Genomic DNA, 16,933 nt, shown 5'->3' on the forward strand with positions numbered 1-16,933 from the left:
GCTCCATCGCGCACGGGGATTCCACCCTACGGGGTCGGTGCGGCCCCGCAGGGTGGGATCGGACTCAGGAGAGCAGGCGATTCACCCAGTTGTCGCGAGCGGCGAGCATGGCCTGCGCGACGGCGGTGTGCGGGGCGAACATGTCGAAGCCGTGGAAGCCGCCGGCCCAGACGTGCAGCTCGGCCTGGACCCCGGCCTCCCAGAGCTTCGTGGCGTAGGCGACATCCTCGTCGCGGAACACCTCGGCGCTCCCGCAGTCGATGAACGCGGGCGGCAGACCGCTGAGGTCGGTGGCCCTGGCCGGGGCGGCGTAGATCGAGACGTCGTCGGTGCCCTTGCGGTCGCCCAGGAGGGCGGTCCATCCCGTGACGTTCGACCCGCGGTCCCAGATGCCGATGCCGTCGATCTGGTGGGTCGAGACCGACTCGTCGCGGTCATCGAGCATCGGGTAGATGAGCAGCTGCCCGATCAGCTCAGGGCCTTGCCGGTCGCGGGCCAGCAGAGCGGTGCCGGCAGCCAGACCGCCGCCCGCGCTCCCGCCGCCGATCATGAGGCGTGACAGGTCGATGCCGAGCTCCCCCGCGTTCTCGGCCGCCCACAGCAGCGCGGCGTAGCAGTCCTCCACCGGGTACGGATCGGGGAACTCGGGGGCGAGCCGGTACTCGACCGTGACGATCACGCCGTTGAACCGCTCGGCCCAGTCGAGGAAGCCGACGACCCCGAGCCAGCGGTTGCCGATGATCATCCCGCCGCCGTGGGTGTGGAAGAAGCCGGGACCGGTGCCGGTCCTGCCTTCCTTCTCGATCACGGAGACGACGATCTCGTCCCCCTCGTGGCCGGGGATCGACACGTCGCGGTACGTGAAGCCGCGCTCGGCGAGCGCGGCGAAGATCTCGTCCTCGCCACCGACCGGCGACTGACGCAGGAACGGGATCATCTCCGGCGTGAGCGTGGACGGCATCTGGTCGCCCACGAGGGCGAGAGCCGCTTCGAGCTCGGGGTCGAAGGGCGGGCGTGCCAGGGTCGTGTCAGTCATCAGAACTCCTTTGTCCTCGGCCGCCATCGCGGCGGCGTCCCGCCAGCCTCGTGCACGCCGCATCCGAGGGTAACCCGCCGGTCGGGGCGGATCCGACGCCTCCCGTCCGCCGGGTGGCGGGGGCGCGGTTCCGCCGGTGGCGGACTCCCTTGAAGGGTCGTGTCGCCCCGGATAGCCTGGCGCCAGAGGGAAGGAATGCGCATGATCCGAGAACTCGATGAACAGCAGTCCTACGACCTGTTGAGCACCACCACGATCGGACGCATCGGCTTCGTCCATGACGGGCGGGTGCAGATCCACCCGGTGAACTTCGCGGTCTCCGGGCACGATTTGGTTCTGCGAACGTCACCCGACGGCCTGCTGGCCGATCTGACGCGCGAGCCTGTCGACGTCTCGTTCGAGGTGGACTATCACGATCCGATCGGGAGCACGGCGTGGAGCGTCCTGCTGCACGGCAGCCTCTCCCGAGCGGCCGAAGAAGTGGCGGCCGACATCACCGCTCGAGTGCACCCCTGGGCGGGTGAGGATCGCAGTCTCCCTCTGGTCCTGCACATCGACAGCATCTCCGGTCGCAGCGTACGCCGAGAGCCGGCACACCCGAAGATCTGAGACGCAGCGGCGGGGTCTGCCGTCGCGCGCGCTCTCACGCCAACGCCAGCCCCGCGGCGAGCGCGAAGCCCAGCACGGTCGCGAGCCCCGTCGATTCCTTCGCCTTGGACTGCGCCTCGGGGACCATCGAGTCGACGAGCATCACCAGCAGCGCTCCGGCCGCGAAGCCGCTCGATGCGGATCGGAAGGCGTCACCCGTCACGCTCGCCAGTGCGAAGCCCGCGACGGTCGCCGCCGCACAGATCACGGCCACCCCCGCCCAGAGCAGCAGCACTCGAGACTTCGCCATGCCCCCCTCGAGCAGGTCGGCGGCCGACCCGATCGACTCGGGCAGGTTCGAGACGAGGATGGCCACCACCAGCGCGATGCTCACCGGCTCTCCCGATGCCAGGCCGATGCCGAGCACGAGCTGCTCGGGGATGCCGTCGAGCAGGGCACCGACAGCGAGCTGGCCTCCACCCGCCTGTGACTTGGTCTTCGCGGCACGGGCATCGAGGATGCGATCCGCGATGTAGTAGCTGATGGCACCGGCCGCGACGCCGACCACCAGCGGGACGGGACCGGCGAGGTCGAGCCCTTCTTCCCAGAGCTCGAACGCGATCGAGGCCATGAGGGCACCGGCGCCGAACCCGAGGACGATGCCGAGCCACCGCGGCGGCCATTTCCGGAGCAGGGCGAGCACCGCGCCGATGAACAGTGGCGCTGCCGCCACCACACCCCACAGGACTGCTTCGCCCATGCCGCACCTCCGTGGGGCCTACTCTCCCACCTCCTGCTGCGTCTCCCTGGCTCGACCCACCAGGGGAGAAGGCGGTGAATAGGATGACAGCAGCGGGCGGCGACGGAGCGAGGCGGAATGAGCGACAGACCCAAAGAGGTGCTGCGCGTCCCCGCGTTCGCCCTCTTCTGGTCGTCCTCGACCCTCGGCGCGTTCACCGGGGCGGTGACCGCGATCGCGTTCCAGGTCCTGATCGTGACGACGCTGGACGCCACTCCGTTCGAGATCGGCCTGCTCAACGCGGCCAACGTCGTGCCCTACCTGCTCTTCGGCCTGGTGGTCGGCGCACTGATGGACAGATGGCGGCGCAAGCCGGCGATGGTCTTCGCGAGCATCGGCCGTGCGCTGACGCTGGCGCTCGTGCCCGTGCTGTGGCTCACGGGGACTCTGACCGTCTGGTCGTTCGGCGCCCTGTTCCTGCTCTACGGCGCGCTCACCCTCATCGCGGACTCGGCCGCGCAGCCGATGCTCCCCCGCCTCGTGCCCCGGCATCAGCTCGTGGCCGCGAATGCGCGCCTCGGCCAGGCAGGCACGGTCGCCCAGACCACGGGCCCCGCCGTCGGCGGTGCCCTCGTCGGCTGGCTGGGAGCTCCGTTCGCGATCCTGATCGACGCCGTCGCGTACGTCGTGAGCGCGGTGCTGTTGAGTCGGATCCGTGTCGAGGAGGCGAAGGCGCAGCGCCGGACCGATGGCCGCCACCTCGGACACGACATCATGGAGGGCCTGCGCTGGACGTACTCCCACCGCACGCTCGCCCCGATGGCCGCATCGATCAACGTCTGGTTCCTCGGCAACAGCATCGCGCTGACCGCATTCGCCCCCTATGCGCTGAGAGAACTCGGACTGAGTCCGCTGATGTTCGGCATCGTCCTCGCGATGGGCGGCGTCGGCGGATTCGCCGGCGCTCTCCTCGCCCCGGCGGCGGGAAGACGATTCGGCGTCGGCGGCGCCGTGCTCACCGGACGCATCCTGTCGGCGGTCGCCTGGACCGCGATCGTCGTCCTCCCGCTCTCGGACATCGCCTCTCTCGCCATCATCGCCATCCCCCTCGGAGTCGGGCAGCTCCTGTTCGGGCTGGGTATGGGTCTGGAGGATCCCAACGAGATGGGCTACCGCCAGGCCGCAGCCCCCGACCACATGCAAGGGCGGCTGAACGCGTCGATCCGCACGGTCAACCGCGTCACCTTCCTCGTCGGCGCACTGCTCGCGGGCGGCCTCGCCACCGCTTTCGGCTACCGCGTGACGATCGCGGTGGCCGTGGTGGTGTTCACGGTCGCCGCGCTGATCGTTCTGTTCTCCCCGCTGCGCACGGCACGCCATGAGGATGTCGCCCCGCCGGAGTAGTCGGTCGGCCCGACCCCCTCGTGCCGACCAAATGGTATTCTGATGGCATGAAAGCAACCATGGATAAGGCAGGAAGAATCGTGATCCCTGCACCGCTCCGTGAGCGCGTGGGGCTGATCCCGGGCCCGGTCGACTTGATCCTCGACGGCAATGGCATCCGAATCGAGATCGAGGCGCCGGACAACCTCATCGAGAAGGATGGGCGCCTCGTCATCGCGTCGTCTGGCACCACTCTCACGCCCGAAGACATCCGCGAGCTGCGCCTTGCCGACCAGCGCTGACCTTCTTCTCGACACGAGCGCGGCGGTCGCTCTCCTCGTCGAAGACAACACCGCGCACCTCGCTGTCCAGACCGCCTGCGCCGGCGCAGTCCTCGGACTCGCGGGCCACGCTTCGACTGAGACCTACTCCGTTCTCACGCGCCTCCCCGGCCCGAATCGTCTGACTCCGCCCGCCGCGGCTCGCGCGATCCGGACTGCGTTCCCCCGGTCGGTCTCCCTCCCAGAAGAGACTGCGCGGACCGCCGTCGACGTTCTCGCCGATGCCGGGGTCTCCGGTGGAGCGGTGTACGACGGATTGGTCGCGCTCTGCGCTCGCACAGCCGGCGTGACGCTCCTCAGTTGCGACCGCCGCGCCATGGTTACATACGCAGCCCTCGGCGTGGCTGTCGCCGTCGTCTGACGCGGCACGGGGCGACACGCCGCACGCGGATAGACTGGAAAGCATGTCCAAGGTCCTCCAGTCCCTGCCCGTCGGCGAGCGCGTCGGCATCGCCTTCTCCGGAGGACTCGACACCTCCGTCGCCGTCGCGTGGATGCGCGAGAAGGGCGCCGTGCCCTTCACGTACACCGGCGACCTCGGCCAGTACGACGAAGACGACATCGCGTCGATCCCGGGCCGTGCGTTGGAGTACGGCGCCGAGGCCTCGCGCCTGATCGACTGCAAGACGGCCCTGGTCGAAGAGGGCCTGGTCGCCCTCTCCTGCGGCGCCTTCCACATCCGCTCCGGCGGCAAGACCTACTTCAACACCACGCCCCTCGGGCGCGCGGTCACCGGAACGCTGCTGGTGCGCGCCATGAAGGAGGACGGCGTCGACATCTGGGGCGACGGCTCCACCTACAAGGGCAACGACATCGAGCGGTTCTACCGCTACGGCCTGCTCGCCAACCCGCGCCTGCGCATCTACAAGCCGTGGCTCGACGCCGACTTCGTCACCGAGCTCGGCGGCCGCAAGGAGATGAGCGACTGGCTCGTCGCCCGCGACTTCCCGTACCGCGACTCGGCCGAGAAGGCCTACTCGACCGATGCGAACATCTGGGGCGCGACGCACGAGGCGAAGACCCTCGAGCACCTCGACGTCTCGCTCGAGACCGTCGACCCGATCATGGGTGTGAAGTTCTGGGACCCGTCGGTCGCGATCGAGACCGAAGACGTCACCGTCACGTTCGAGGCGGGCCGCCCCGTCGCGATCAACGGCGTCGAGTACTCCGACCCGGTCGCCCTGGTCATGGAGGCGAACACGATCGGTGGTCGCCACGGCCTCGGCATGAGCGACCAGATCGAGAACCGCATCATCGAGGCGAAGTCGCGCGGCATCTACGAGGCTCCCGCCATGTCGCTGCTGTTCATCGCCTACGAGCGCCTCGTCAACGGCATCCTGAACGAGGACACCCTCGCCACCTACCACGAGCAGGGTCGCCGCCTCGGCCGCCTGATGTACGAGGGCCGCTGGCTCGAGCCGCAGTCGCTCATGCTGCGCGAGTCGATCCAGCGCTGGGTCGGCCTCACGATCTCGGGCACCGTCACGATCCGTCTGCGCCGTGGCGACGACTGGACCATCCTCGACACGGTCTCGCCGAACCTGTCTTACGGCCCCGAGAAGCTGTCGATGGAGCGCGTCGGCGACGCCGCCTTCGGGCCGGTCGACCGTATCGGTCAGCTCACGATGCGCAACCTCGACATCGCCGACTCGCGGGCCCGCCTCGAGCAGTACGCGGGCCTGGGCCTCGTGGGCGGTGCGACCGGCGAGCTGGTCGGCCGGGTGACCGCCGGCGAGTCCGCCGAGATCACCGAGTCGGTCCACGGCTCCGTCTCCGAAGCCGATGAGAGCCTGGCGGATGCGGTCGACACCGCGTCCGAGGGCGCGGCTTTCGACTCCGGCACCGACTGACGCCGTACGTCCGACGTCGGGAGCTGGTGCTGCCGACGTCGGAGAGGTGCACCCGCTAGGCGGGTGAGTCGCGGACGCTGCGCCGTTCATCGGCGCCGTCGAGCTCCTCGGCGCGGTCGATGATGCTCGGCAGCACCTCGTCGAAGAGCGTCACGATCGCCGCGCGGGTCTCGGCCGCGTCGCGCTGCCGGATGGCCTCGCGGACAGCGACTGTGGATTTCTCGACCGCCACCCAGTCGAACGAGCCCCGCGCGTGCTGCGAGAAGCGGCGGATCTGCGGCCCGAGGAACTCGATGACGGTCACCCGCGTGGAGTTGCCCTCGATGCGGGCGAACCCGTTCGCGATGGTACGCAGCGCTCCACCGAACTCGACGACATCCTGCTCCACGACCGCGGCGGACATGTCCTCGGTGAGATCGACGAGATACGTGACGTCGTCAGCCTGGATCAGCGGCATCGCATGGCGCACCGAGCCGATCCAGATGTCGCCGAAGAGTGCGAGCGCGTCTCGGATGCGGTCGAGGTCGAGGGGAGCCACCCGCGTGTAGCGGTTGCGCTGCATCTCGACGAGTCCTCCCTCGGCGAGTCGCGCCAGCGCATGCCGCACGGGCGTCTTCGACGTCCCGAGGTCCGCCGCCAGCTCGTAGTCGCGGATCGGTTCGCCCGGTCGCAGCTCGCCACTGACGATCGCGTCCCGCAGTCGCTGATAGACGTCTTCACTCACTGAACGCCGTTCCAGCGCTCCATCCATGCTCACCAAAATCACACCCTCCTTCGACCACTGTGTCTCCCCCACCACTCGATGCGGCCGACATCGGCGGCCGACGGCACTCTCGTGCCGAGCCTCCGCATCGCCCCTGATTCGCGCGTAGCGCAACGGGTAACATAACACATGCGCCTGAATAGATGATCATGAGCGCTCGGACGGATATGATGCGAAGGCGCGACCCTGAAACGCGCACTGGGGCTCGGTGGGACTGAGTTCCACCTGTCTACCCGAAAGAGTTCTCGACGATGATGACCGATTCGCAGGAGTCCGCCGTATCCGCGCGCCCGTCACTGGGTGCCCGGATCGGACGCATCTCTTTCCTCGTGGTGGCCGCGATCGTCGTGATCGCCGTGGCCGCCGCGTTCTTCGTGACGTGGACGATCCAGCGTTCGTTCCCGCAGACCGCGGGCACCGTTGAACTCGACGGCTTGAAGGCCGAGGTCACGGTGCAGCGCGACGAGCGCGGGATCCCGACGATCACCGCCGACTCGACCGACGACCTGTTCTACGCCGAAGGCTTTGTGCACGCGCAGGACCGGTTCTTCGAGATGGACTTCCGCCGACACGTCACCGCGGGGCGGGTCGCCGAGATGTTCGGAGAATCCCAGGCGGCCACCGATGCGTTCCTGCGCACACTCGGCTGGCGCACCGTCGCCGAAGCCGAGGTCGAGGCGATGGACGACACCACCCGCGGCTACTACGAGGCCTATGCCGACGGGGTCAACGCCTACCTCGCCACACGGTCGGGCGCAGAGCTCTCGCTCGAATATGCCGTTCTCGGAATCCAGAACCCGGACTACGCTCCGGAGCCGTGGGAGCCCGCGGACTCGGTCGCCTGGCTCAAGGCCATGGCCTGGGATCTGCGCGGCAACATCGAGGATGAGACCGAGCGTTCCCTCCTGGCCGCCGAGCTGGATGCCGGCACGGACGACGACGCGGGCGAGTCGGTCGACACCGGCGAGATGCTCGCGAAGCTCTACCCCGACTACCCGTTCGACGAGAATCCGGTGATCGTTCCGAAGATCTCGACGGTGCCCGCACTCGACACCGGTGCCGAACCCGCCGCATACACGCCCTCCGAATCGGACGACGAGATCCAGCAGGCGACCACCACGATCGAGTGGGAGGAGACCTCGAACGTGATCGAGGCGGCGAGCGAGCTCGTCGGCGACGTCGGCGAGGGCATCGGATCGAACTCCTGGGTGGTCTCCGGCGACCTCACCGAGACGGGGATGCCGCTGCTCGCGAACGACCCGCACCTCGGCGCCTCACTGCCATCGGTCTGGTACCAGGTGCAGCTGAAGTGCTCGACCGTGAACGACGCCTGCCCGTTCGACGTGGGCGGCTTCTCGTTCTCCGGGCTTCCCGGCATCGTGATCGGCCACAACCAGAACGTCGCCTGGGGGTTCACCAACCTCACCACCGACGTCACCGACCTCTACGTCGAGCGGGTCGTCGGCGACGAGTACTGGCGCGACGGGGCGCTGGTCCCGCTCGAGCAGAGCACCGAGACCATCAAGGTCGCCGGCGGCGATGACATCGAGCTGACGATCCGCTCCACCGTGCACGGACCCATCATCTCGGGCCTCACCGACGACTTCACCGCGATCGCCGATGACCCGGAGCCGGCGCTGGCCGAAGGCACGGAGGCGCCCGCTGCCCCGCCCGCCGGGCAGGACGACGCCGAGTACGCCGTCAGCCTGCGCTGGACCGCACTCGACCCCGGCACGACCGCGACCGCGATCTTCGCCCTCTCCACCGCGCAGGACTTCGACGACTTCCGCTACGCCGCATCCCTCTTCGATGTGCCGGCACAGAACCTCATCTACGCCGACACCGAGGGCAACATCGGCTACCAGACCCCGGGGCGCCTCCCGATCCGCGGCGCCGGCGACGGATGGATGCCGCAGCCGGGATGGGACAGCAGCTACGACTGGACGGGCTACATCCCGTTCGACGAACTGCCCGTCTCGTACAACCCGAGTTCGGGGTACATCGTCACCGCGAACAACGCGATCGTCACCGACGACTATGCGTACTTCCTCTCCCGCGACTGGGACTACGGCTATCGCGCGGCGCGCATCGCCCACCTGATCGAACGACGCGCGGCCGCCGCTCCGCTGACCGCCCAGGACATGCGCGACATCCAGATGGACGATGAGATGTGGATCGGCACGCAGCTGGCGACCGCCATGGCCGACGTCGACGTGAGTCGCGCGGACGTCCAGGCAGCCGTTGACCTCCTGCTCCCGTGGGACGGCCAGAACGCGGCCTCTTCGCCCGCCGCGGCCTACGCGAACGTGCTCTGGTCGAACCTCGTGCAGAACATCTTCGGCGAGCGCGAGCAGCCCCTGCCCATCGACGGGCAGGGACGCTTGTTCACGGTCGTCGCCGACATGCTCGAGGACCCATCCGATCCGCTCTGGAGCAACCCGGAGATCGACGTCGACGGGATGGAGGCCATGCTGGCATTGTCCGCCGAAGAGGCCTACGACGAGCTCGTCACTCTGCAGGGAGACGTTCCCACCCGCTGGAACTGGGGCGACCTGCACGCGATCACCCTCACCAGCGACACCCTCGGCACCTCGGGGATCGCGCCTGTCGAGGCCCTCTTCAACCGCGGGCCGTACCCGGTGAGCGGCGGGGCCTCCGTGGTGAACGCGACCGGGTGGGAACTCGGCGTCTCGTACGCCACCACCACGGTGCCGTCGATGCGCATGGTGATCGATCTCTCCGACTTCGACGCCTCGACCTGGAACCACCTCACCGGCGCTTCCGGGCACGCCTTCCACGAGCACTACACCGACCAGACCGCCGATTGGGCCGTCGGGCTCCAGCAGCCCTGGGCGTACTCGGGGAAGGCCGTCGGAGCGTCGACCGTCGACACACTGATCCTGTCGCCGACCGGCTGATCCGCGGGGCTGCGCCGTCCTGAAGGGACGGCGCAGGTTGCTCCGATACCGTGGGTGGGTGCCATCCAGTTACCTCGCCCCGAAGGGCACGACCGTCACGCTCCTCGAGTTCGAGCACGGCGGCGCCACGCTCATCGCCGAGACGTTCGGCGAAGGCCCCCACACCTACCTCCTGCTGCACGGCATCGGCATGGGTCGCAGCGTCTACCTCGACGTCGTGCAGCGGCTCGAGGGCCGAGTGATCGCGCTGGACCTGCCCGGCTTCGGCGAGGCACCAGAGCCGACGCGCACGCTCACCATGGAGCGTCATGCCGACCTCGTCGCCGCCTACCTGCAGCACGTGGACTCGGGCCCGGTAGTCGTGATCGGGCACTCGATGGGCAGCCAGATCGCGGCCGAGCTCGCCGCACGGCATCCGTCCCTCGTGGAGGGTGTCGTGCTGGCCGGGCCCACGGTGAACAAGGCGGCGCGCAACATCGCGGCGCAGGCCCGCTACCTCCTGACCGACCTCGTCGGCGAACGGCCGCTGGTGATCTGGCGCGGCGCGCGGGAGTACCTGCGCGGAGGCCCGCACCTGATCCGCAAGATCCGTGCCACCGTCGTGCACGAGCCCGAGGACGCCTTCGTGCGCATCGAGTGCCCGGTGCTGGTGCTGCGTGGTGAAGACGACCCGCTCGCGCCGATGAGCTGGTGCCAGGAGATCCTCGACGCGATCCCCGGCGCCGCGCTCGAGGTCATCCCCGACCACGGACACGGCACCCTCATCAGCGACTCCGAGCCCGCAGCCCGCCTGATCCACGAGTTCGCCGCCCGGCTCTGAGGCTCGGTCTCGCGGGTAGCTCAGCCGGCGGCGGGCGGGGTCTGCTTCGACTCGGCGAGCTCGTCCACGACGAGGCCGCGCTGCTCGATGGTGCCGTTGCGGTAGGCCTGGCGCCCGACCATGTGCGCAGACAGCGGAGCCGTCGCGAATTGCATGAGCACGACGGGCGCGACGAGCACGAAGCCCAGCAGGATCCCGCCGATCGACCGCTGCGACAGGGCGATCGCGATGCAGATCAGCAGCAGTCCGAGCACCTGCGGCTTGGTCGCCGCGTGCAGCCGGGACGGCACGTCGCGGAAGCGCAGCAGTCCGACCGCCGCCGACAGGCACAGCAGCGCCCCGAGCAGGATCAGCACGAGCACGGCCACGTCGATGACGGGGTCGGGGATCACGAGACCGAGGATGTTCATGAGGTCGTGTTGTCCCTTCTTGCGACGAACCGGGCGACGGAGATCGAGCCGAACACCCCGATCGCGGCGATGATGAGGAGCACGGGGATGTTGCGGGTGTGACCGTTGATGGCCATCTCCGCCCCGAGCACGCACATGACCTCGGTCAGGAGCACATCGGAGGCGACGGCGCGGTCGAGGATCGACGGACCTCGGACGATTCGTATCAGCGTGAGGATCGCGGCGATACCGAAGACCACCATGATCAGCATCAGCAGGATGTTCATCGGGCACCGCCCTTCGTCGATCCGGTCAGGCCGGCGCGCTGGTCGGCCTTGAGCGCGCGGTACTGGGCGGGGTCGCCCAGCGCCCGGACGACCCGTCGCTCCCAGCGGAGCACCCCGGCGCGCTGCTTCTCGACGTCGGCGCGGTTCCTGACGCCGATCACGTGCAGGTAGAGGATGCGTCGGTCGCGGTCGGTCTCGACCACCAGCGAGCCGGGGACCAGCGACGACACGACGGCGACGTGGGTCATGACCAGGTCGTCGGCGTAACGCAGCGGCACCGCGATGATCGCTGTGCCCGGCTGGCGGCGGAAGTCGAACACCTGCAGGGTCACCGAGATGGCTCCGCTGAGCACTGCGAAAAGGAACTGCACCACGAACAGTGCGGCATAGCCGAGGTTGATCCGGCCGGAGAGCTCGACGGTCGGCAGCCGGAACACGCGGGTCACGAAGATCGCGACGACGAGTCCGGAGAGGAATGACAGCACGGTGAACTGCGCCCACAGCAACATCCACAGCACGACGAGCCAGGCGAGGAACGGCAGCTGGACCCGGATGTCTCGCCAGAGGTGGCGCTTGGTCTGACGTCTCATCCGCCCACCTCCTCTTCTAGCTGGACGAGGCTGACAGGCTGCAGCAGAGCGGCGCCGATGCGGTCGCAGAGCGCGTACAGGGGTCCGGCGAAGATCGTGAGCGAGACGGTGACGGCGACCATGCCGGCCGTGGCGATCGTCATGATCTTCGGGATGCGGCGTCGCTCCTGCTGCTCGTCGGCGGCCGGGGCGTTGCCGAGGTACGAGATGCGACCCTCGGTCTCGGTGGAGTCCTCCTCCTCGCGCCAGAACGCGAGGTTCCAGGCGCGCATGAGTGCGTACAGGGTGAGCAGGGAGGTGACGATGCCGCCGAAGATCAGCACGATCATGATCGGTGTGCCGACGGATGCTGCCGCCTCGAAGAGTGCGAACTTGCCGATGAACCCGGAGAACGGGGGGAGTCCGCCCAGGTTGATCGCGGGCACGAAGTAGAGCACGGCGATCACCGGCGCGACCTTGAGCAGCCCCTTGACCCGCAGGATCGACGTGCTGCCGGCTCGACGTTCCACGAGACCGACGGCGAGGAACAGGGTCGTCTGCACGACGATGTGGTGGACGATGTAGTACACGGTCGCCCCGATCGCGGCGGGTGTCGCTATCGCGAGCCCGAAGATCATGTAACCGACGTGGCTGACCAGCGTGAACGACAGGATTCGTTTGAGTTCCGCCTGCGCCACGGCACCGAGCACACCGACGATCATGGTCGCGAGCGCGATGATCAACAGCACCGTGTCGATGCTGTTCGAAGCGAAGAGCTGGGTCTCGGTGCGGATCAGGGCGTAGACGCCGACCTTGGTCAGCAGGCCCGCGAACACCGCCGTGACGGGGGCGGGAGCGGTCGGGTACGAGTCGGGCAGCCAGAACGACACCGGGAAGATGGCGGCCTTGATGCCGAAGGCGACCACCAGCATCAGGTGCAGCACCAGCTGCGTCTCCTGTGGAAGCTCCGACATGCGCTCGGCGATCTGCGCCATGTTGACCGTGCCGAGTGCGCCGTAGATCATGGCGATCGACGCGAGGAACAGGATCGACGAGACCAGCGAGACGACGATGTAGACGGCGCCGGTACGGATGCGGGACTCGGTGCTCCCGAGGGTGATCAGCACGTACGAGGCGACGAGCAGGATCTCGAAGCCGACGTAGAGGTTGAACAGGTCGCCGGCGATGAAGGCGTTGAAGATACCGGCTGCGAGGATCAGGTACGAGGGGTTGAAGATCGAGATCGGGGTCTCGTCGGTGCCGTCGGCGGCGCCCTGCCCGATGGAGAAGAGGAGGACGGCGAGGAGCACGATGCTCGAGATGAGCACGAGGAGTGCGGCGAGCCGGTCCACGTAGAGCACGATGCCGAAGGGCACAGGCCAGCCGCCGACCGAGACGGCGAGCGGGTCGCCGGAATCCACCACGACCAGGAGCACGGCGGCGATCACCGAGACCGCGGCGAGTGTGGCCACGGTCACGACGACCTGGAGCCGCGCGTTCCTGCCGAACACGAGGGTGATGGCGGCGCCGAGGAGCGGGAGCCCGACGAGGAGCGGGACGAGAGCGGTCATGGCCGGCCCTCCTCGTTCTCGTCGTGGTCGTCGGGTTCATCGGGGCGCGCGTCGTCGCCCTCGGTTGAGCGCGACGAGGGTTCGTCTCCCCACCCGGTCGGCGCATCGAACGGTGCATCGTCGTGGATGGAGGGGTGGTCGCGCATGTGCAGCACCGTGATCGGTGCGGTCTGCACGCCGACGAAGTCGGTGGTCGCCTCGTCCTCGTCCGTCTCGGACTCGTCGTCCATGAGGTCTTCGTCGGCGTCGGTGCGCTCGCGGAGCGCGATGTCGGCCTCGTCGTCCTCGACGGTGTCGGCCTGGCCGAGCTGCCAGGAACGATAGATCAGGGCGAGGAGGAAGGCCGAGACCGCGAAGGTGATCACGATGGCGGTCAGGGTGAGCGCCTGCGGGAGCGGATCGCTCATCTCGCCCTCGGTGCCGAAGAACGGCGCATTGCCCGGGACGCCCATCACGGTGAGCAGCAGCAGGTTCGTGGCGTTGCCGAGCAGCAGGAAGCCGATCAGCACGCGGGTGAGGCTGCGCTCCAGCATCGCGTACACGCCGCACGCGAAGAGGATGGCCATGATGACGATGAGGGTGAGCGAGACATCCATCAGCTGCTCCCCCGTCCCCGCGAGAGGAAGCCTTCAGGACCGGGGGTCGAGCGCAGCGCCGCCTGCCGGTCGACCTCGGCGCCGAGGCTGCGCAGCACGTCGAGCACGAGCCCGATCACGACGAGGTAGACACCCACGTCGAAGATGGTCGAGGTGACGAACTCCATGTGACCGATACCGGGGATCTCCCATTCCCAGAACGTGCTCGTCAGCGGCGCGAGCCCGAAGAAGAGCGGGACGACGGCCGTGCCGACGGCGAGGATGAGGCCGGTGCCGAGCAGCCGGCCGGCATCCGTCGGAGCGGCGGCGCCGAGCTCCCAGCGACCACCGGCGATGTAGCGCATGACCAGCGCCATGCCGGCGACGAGCCCGCCGGCGAAGCCGCCGCCCGGCAGGTTGTGCCCGGCGAACAGCAGGAAGATCGACACCACGATGATCGTGTGGAAGAGGATGCGGACGATCACCTCGAGCAGGATCGACCTGTTCTCGGGTTTCATCTTCTGACCGCCGACGAGCCACGCCCGCGGGCTGCTCTCGTTGTCGGAGTCCTGGAACCGGATGCCCTCGGTCGTCTCGACGAGCGGACGGCTGCGCGCGGCCCTCCGCGTCGCCTTCGGCAGGTTCTTGGTGGCGGCGAGCAGGTCGGCTCGGTGCGTGACGAACACCAGCGAGGCCACGCCGGTCGCGGCGAGCACGAGCACCGACAGCTCGCCCATCGTGTCCCAGCCACGCAGGTCGACCAGGGCCACGTTGACGACGTTCTTGCCGTGACCGATCTCGTACGCGAGCTGCGGGAACGCCTCCGAGATCGGATCGGCGATGCGGGATTGGGTGGCGACCACCGCGACGAAGGCCATGGTGACGCCGACGCCGATCGCGAGCAGCGCCCGGGGGACGCGTCCGACCGAGGCGTTGTGCTCGCCCATCCGGGCGGGGAGGCGGCGGAGCACCAGCGCGAACGTGACCATGGTGACGGTCTCGACGAGGATCTGCGTCAGTGCCAGATCGGGTGCGCCGCTCGTCGCGAACAGCACGACCATGCCGAGGCCGGTGACCGAGACCAGGACGACGCCGGTGTAGCGCTTCTGGGCGCGGACCGCGAACACTCCGGCGATCGCCATGATCGGGGCGACGACGATCTGCGCGGGCGTGTGCCAGGCGGAGAGGTTGTACCGATCGATGTCGCTGGCGATGAGCGCCGTGACCTCGGCGGCGACGAAGACCACGAAGATGGTGCCGACGTAGACCGGCAGCGAGCCGCGCTGCGTGAGAGTGGTGCTGAGCACGGAGAGCCGGTCGATACCGCGCATCACCAGGAAGTAGACATCGGCGGCGGTGAAGCGCAGGAGGCGGGGCTTGCGGTCCCAGCCGGTCCTGCGGGTGAGCAGGAAGAGCCCGATGCCGAGAAGGATCGAGACGATCGAGATGCCGAGGGCGGGCTCGAGGCCGTGCCACAGCGCGAGGTGACCCGGACCCTCGACGGCTTCGCCCGCGTGGTCGAGCCCGGGTGTCGCGGTGACGGCGTAGCCCTGCAGCGCCACGTCGAGCGCGGGGGCCCCGATCCCCGCAGCGAGAGTGACGCCGGCGAGGATGATCGGCGCCGACAGGAAGCCGACCGGCGGATCGGGCCAGGCGGTGTCGGGCAGCTGGCCCTGCTCGTCGCGCTTCTTCCAGAAAGCTCCCCAGAGGAATCGTGCTCCATATGCCGCGGTGAGCATAGAACCGAGTACGACGCCGATGAGCGCCACCAGCCCCCACGGAGAGCCACCCAGGGCGTCATCGAGCAGAGCCGTGAGCGTGGACTCCTTGGCGACGAAACCGATGGTCGGCGCGATGCCCGCCATCGATGCCACCGAGATGAATGCCGCCGTCGCCATGACCGGAGCCTGCCGCCCGACGCCGGAGAGCTCGGTGATGTCACGGGTCGACAGCTGGCGGTCGATGACGCCGACGATCAGGAAGAGGGCCGACTTGAACAGGGCGTGCCCGATCACGAGCGCGAGCCCTGCCAGCGCCGCCGCCTGCGTGCCGTAGCCGACGACGATCGCGAAGAATCCGAGCTGGCTGACCGTGCCGAAGGCGAGGATGCGCTTGAGGTCGGTCTCCCGCAGCGCCTGGATGCCGCCGATCAGCATCGTGAGGATGCCGAGGGTGATGACGATCGGGCGCCAGGGCGCGCTGAAAGCGAAGATCGGCGCGAACCGGGCGATCAAGTAGATGCCGGCTTTGACCATCGCGGCCGCGTGCAGGTACGCGCTGACCGGGGTGGGCGCCGCCATCGCTCCGGGAAGCCAGAAGTGGAACGGGAACAGGGCCGACTTGCTGATCGCGCCGATCAGGAGCATCACGATCGCGGCATCCACCGCGGGGCCCGTCGGGGCGATCTCGAGGATCTCCCGGATGCTCGACGTGCCGGTGTCGACGACGAGGACCACGACGCCCACGAACATCACGAGTCCACCGAGAGTGGTCACGAGCAGCGCCTGCAGTGCCGCACGTCGGCTGGCGGCACGGCGGCGATAGTGGCCGATGAGGAGGTACGAGAGGATGCTCGTCACCTCCCAGAACATGACGAGCATGACGAGGTCGTCGGTCAGCACGAGGCCGTACATCGCGCCGGCGAAGCCGAGGAGGACACCCGCGAACTGCCCGACCCCGGCCGAGTCCTCGTAGAAGTACCACCGGCAGTAGAGGAGCACGAGGGCGCCGACACCCGTGACGATCAGCGTGAGCACCCAGCCGAGCACGTCCATGTTCATGGAGAGGTTCAGCCCGAGCTGCGGAATCCACTCGACCGACTCGAACGGAACGGGGCCGTCGAGCACCTGCGGCGTCAGGACGAGCGCGTGCACGAAGGCCGCTGCGGGGACGAGTGCGGCGATGGCGAAGGCCTGAGCTCCGAGCCATCGCACCAGAACGGGCATCAACAGCGACCCGAGCAGGAACACGGCGAGGAGCGTCAGCATATACGCGGCTCCCTCGGGGGTCGTCGGCCTTGAGGCCAGGCGGGGGGTGTCGCCATTAGTTTACCCGGGCGAAAAGGCCGTCCGGTCCGCGGGTTGCACGATCGTGCAAGAGTGGTC

16 protein-coding genes are annotated in these 16,933 nt (G+C 68.6%); 7 read left to right on the plus strand and 9 right to left on the minus strand.

Annotation, left to right across the window (positions count from 1 at the left end):
* Positions 1–64: 64 nt before the first annotated feature.
* Positions 65–1,036 carry an alpha/beta hydrolase gene (locus J7E45_RS09770; RefSeq protein ID WP_091028392.1) on the minus strand — a complete coding sequence of 324 codons (972 nt, stop codon included), beginning with the start codon at positions 1,034–1,036 and terminating at the stop codon, positions 65–67.
* Between the two features lie 201 nt (positions 1,037–1,237).
* Here J7E45_RS09770 and J7E45_RS09775 point away from each other — a divergent pair, with 201 nt between their 5' ends.
* Positions 1,238–1,645, plus strand: coding sequence for a pyridoxamine 5'-phosphate oxidase family protein (locus J7E45_RS09775; protein WP_215068855.1), 408 nt, complete (start codon positions 1,238–1,240; stop codon positions 1,643–1,645).
* Positions 1,646–1,679: 34 nt separating this feature from the next.
* Here J7E45_RS09775 and J7E45_RS09780 read toward each other — a convergent pair whose 3' ends face one another.
* Positions 1,680–2,384: a ZIP family metal transporter gene (locus tag J7E45_RS09780; protein ID WP_167633067.1), complete on the minus strand. Its 705-nt coding sequence runs from the start codon at positions 2,382–2,384 to the stop codon at positions 1,680–1,682.
* Positions 2,385–2,501: 117 nt separating this feature from the next.
* On the opposite strand from J7E45_RS09780, the gene J7E45_RS09785 reads away from it, so the two are divergent.
* The 4 genes from J7E45_RS09785 to argG are packed head-to-tail and all read left to right on the plus strand — an operon-like array spanning position 2,502 to position 5,937.
* Entirely contained in the window at positions 2,502–3,767 is a 1,266-nt protein-coding gene (locus J7E45_RS09785; RefSeq protein ID WP_167633068.1) for an MFS transporter, read from the plus strand.
* Between the two features lie 47 nt (positions 3,768–3,814).
* Positions 3,815–4,048, plus strand: a complete 234-nt coding sequence (locus J7E45_RS09790; RefSeq protein ID WP_237682326.1) for an AbrB/MazE/SpoVT family DNA-binding domain-containing protein — start codon at positions 3,815–3,817, stop codon at positions 4,046–4,048.
* Complete coding sequence (locus J7E45_RS09795; RefSeq protein WP_167633069.1) at positions 4,032–4,448, plus strand: PIN domain-containing protein; 417 nt, start codon at positions 4,032–4,034, stop codon at positions 4,446–4,448. Before J7E45_RS09790 ends, J7E45_RS09795 begins: the two co-directional genes overlap by 17 nt.
* A gap of 43 nt (positions 4,449–4,491) precedes the next feature.
* On the plus strand, positions 4,492–5,937 hold the full coding sequence (argG, locus tag J7E45_RS09800) for an argininosuccinate synthase (protein WP_215068857.1): 1,446 nt from the start codon (positions 4,492–4,494) through the stop codon (positions 5,935–5,937).
* A 55-nt stretch (positions 5,938–5,992) separates the two neighbouring features.
* Here the strand turns inward: argG and J7E45_RS09805 are convergent, their stop codons facing one another.
* Positions 5,993–6,661: a GntR family transcriptional regulator gene (locus J7E45_RS09805; protein ID WP_308162094.1), complete on the minus strand. Its 669-nt coding sequence runs from the start codon at positions 6,659–6,661 to the stop codon at positions 5,993–5,995.
* Between the two features lie 293 nt (positions 6,662–6,954).
* Between J7E45_RS09805 and J7E45_RS09810 the strand changes: the two genes are divergently transcribed.
* Together J7E45_RS09810 and J7E45_RS09815 are read left to right on the plus strand one after the other, a co-directional pair.
* On the plus strand, positions 6,955–9,618 hold the full coding sequence (locus tag J7E45_RS09810) for a penicillin acylase family protein (protein WP_215069764.1): 2,664 nt from the start codon (positions 6,955–6,957) through the stop codon (positions 9,616–9,618).
* A 58-nt stretch (positions 9,619–9,676) separates the two neighbouring features.
* Positions 9,677–10,438 (plus strand): alpha/beta fold hydrolase, encoded by a 762-nt coding sequence (locus J7E45_RS09815; RefSeq protein WP_215068859.1) that lies wholly within the window; start codon positions 9,677–9,679, stop codon positions 10,436–10,438.
* A 20-nt stretch (positions 10,439–10,458) separates the two neighbouring features.
* Here J7E45_RS09815 and mnhG read toward each other — a convergent pair whose 3' ends face one another.
* The 6 genes from mnhG to J7E45_RS09845 are packed head-to-tail and all read right to left on the minus strand — an operon-like array spanning position 10,459 to position 16,816.
* On the minus strand, positions 10,459–10,848 hold the full coding sequence (gene mnhG, locus J7E45_RS09820; RefSeq protein ID WP_091028298.1) for a monovalent cation/H(+) antiporter subunit G: 390 nt from the start codon (positions 10,846–10,848) through the stop codon (positions 10,459–10,461).
* Entirely contained in the window at positions 10,845–11,114 is a 270-nt protein-coding gene (locus J7E45_RS09825; protein ID WP_091028295.1) for a monovalent cation/H+ antiporter complex subunit F, read from the minus strand. Before J7E45_RS09825 ends, mnhG begins: the two co-directional genes overlap by 4 nt.
* Positions 11,111–11,704, minus strand: coding sequence for a Na+/H+ antiporter subunit E (locus J7E45_RS09830; RefSeq protein ID WP_091028291.1), 594 nt, complete (start codon positions 11,702–11,704; stop codon positions 11,111–11,113). Before J7E45_RS09830 ends, J7E45_RS09825 begins: the two co-directional genes overlap by 4 nt.
* A complete protein-coding gene (locus J7E45_RS09835; RefSeq protein WP_029264128.1) occupies positions 11,701–13,254 on the minus strand; it encodes a Na+/H+ antiporter subunit D in 1,554 nt (517 codons plus the stop codon). The genes J7E45_RS09830 and J7E45_RS09835 overlap by 4 nt, the downstream gene beginning before the upstream one ends.
* On the minus strand, positions 13,251–13,850 hold the full coding sequence (locus J7E45_RS09840; protein ID WP_091028284.1) for a Na(+)/H(+) antiporter subunit C: 600 nt from the start codon (positions 13,848–13,850) through the stop codon (positions 13,251–13,253). Before J7E45_RS09840 ends, J7E45_RS09835 begins: the two co-directional genes overlap by 4 nt.
* The gene (locus J7E45_RS09845; RefSeq protein WP_215068861.1) at positions 13,850–16,816 is read right to left on the minus strand and encodes a Na+/H+ antiporter subunit A; all 2,967 of its coding nucleotides are present in this window, start codon (positions 16,814–16,816) and stop codon (positions 13,850–13,852) included. The genes J7E45_RS09840 and J7E45_RS09845 overlap by 1 nt, the downstream gene beginning before the upstream one ends.
* Between the last annotated feature and the right edge of the window lie 117 nt (positions 16,817–16,933).

The organism is Microbacterium sp. ISL-59 (genome assembly GCF_018613945.1).
GTDB classification, from domain to species: domain Bacteria; phylum Actinomycetota; class Actinomycetes; order Actinomycetales; family Microbacteriaceae; genus Microbacterium; species Microbacterium oxydans_B.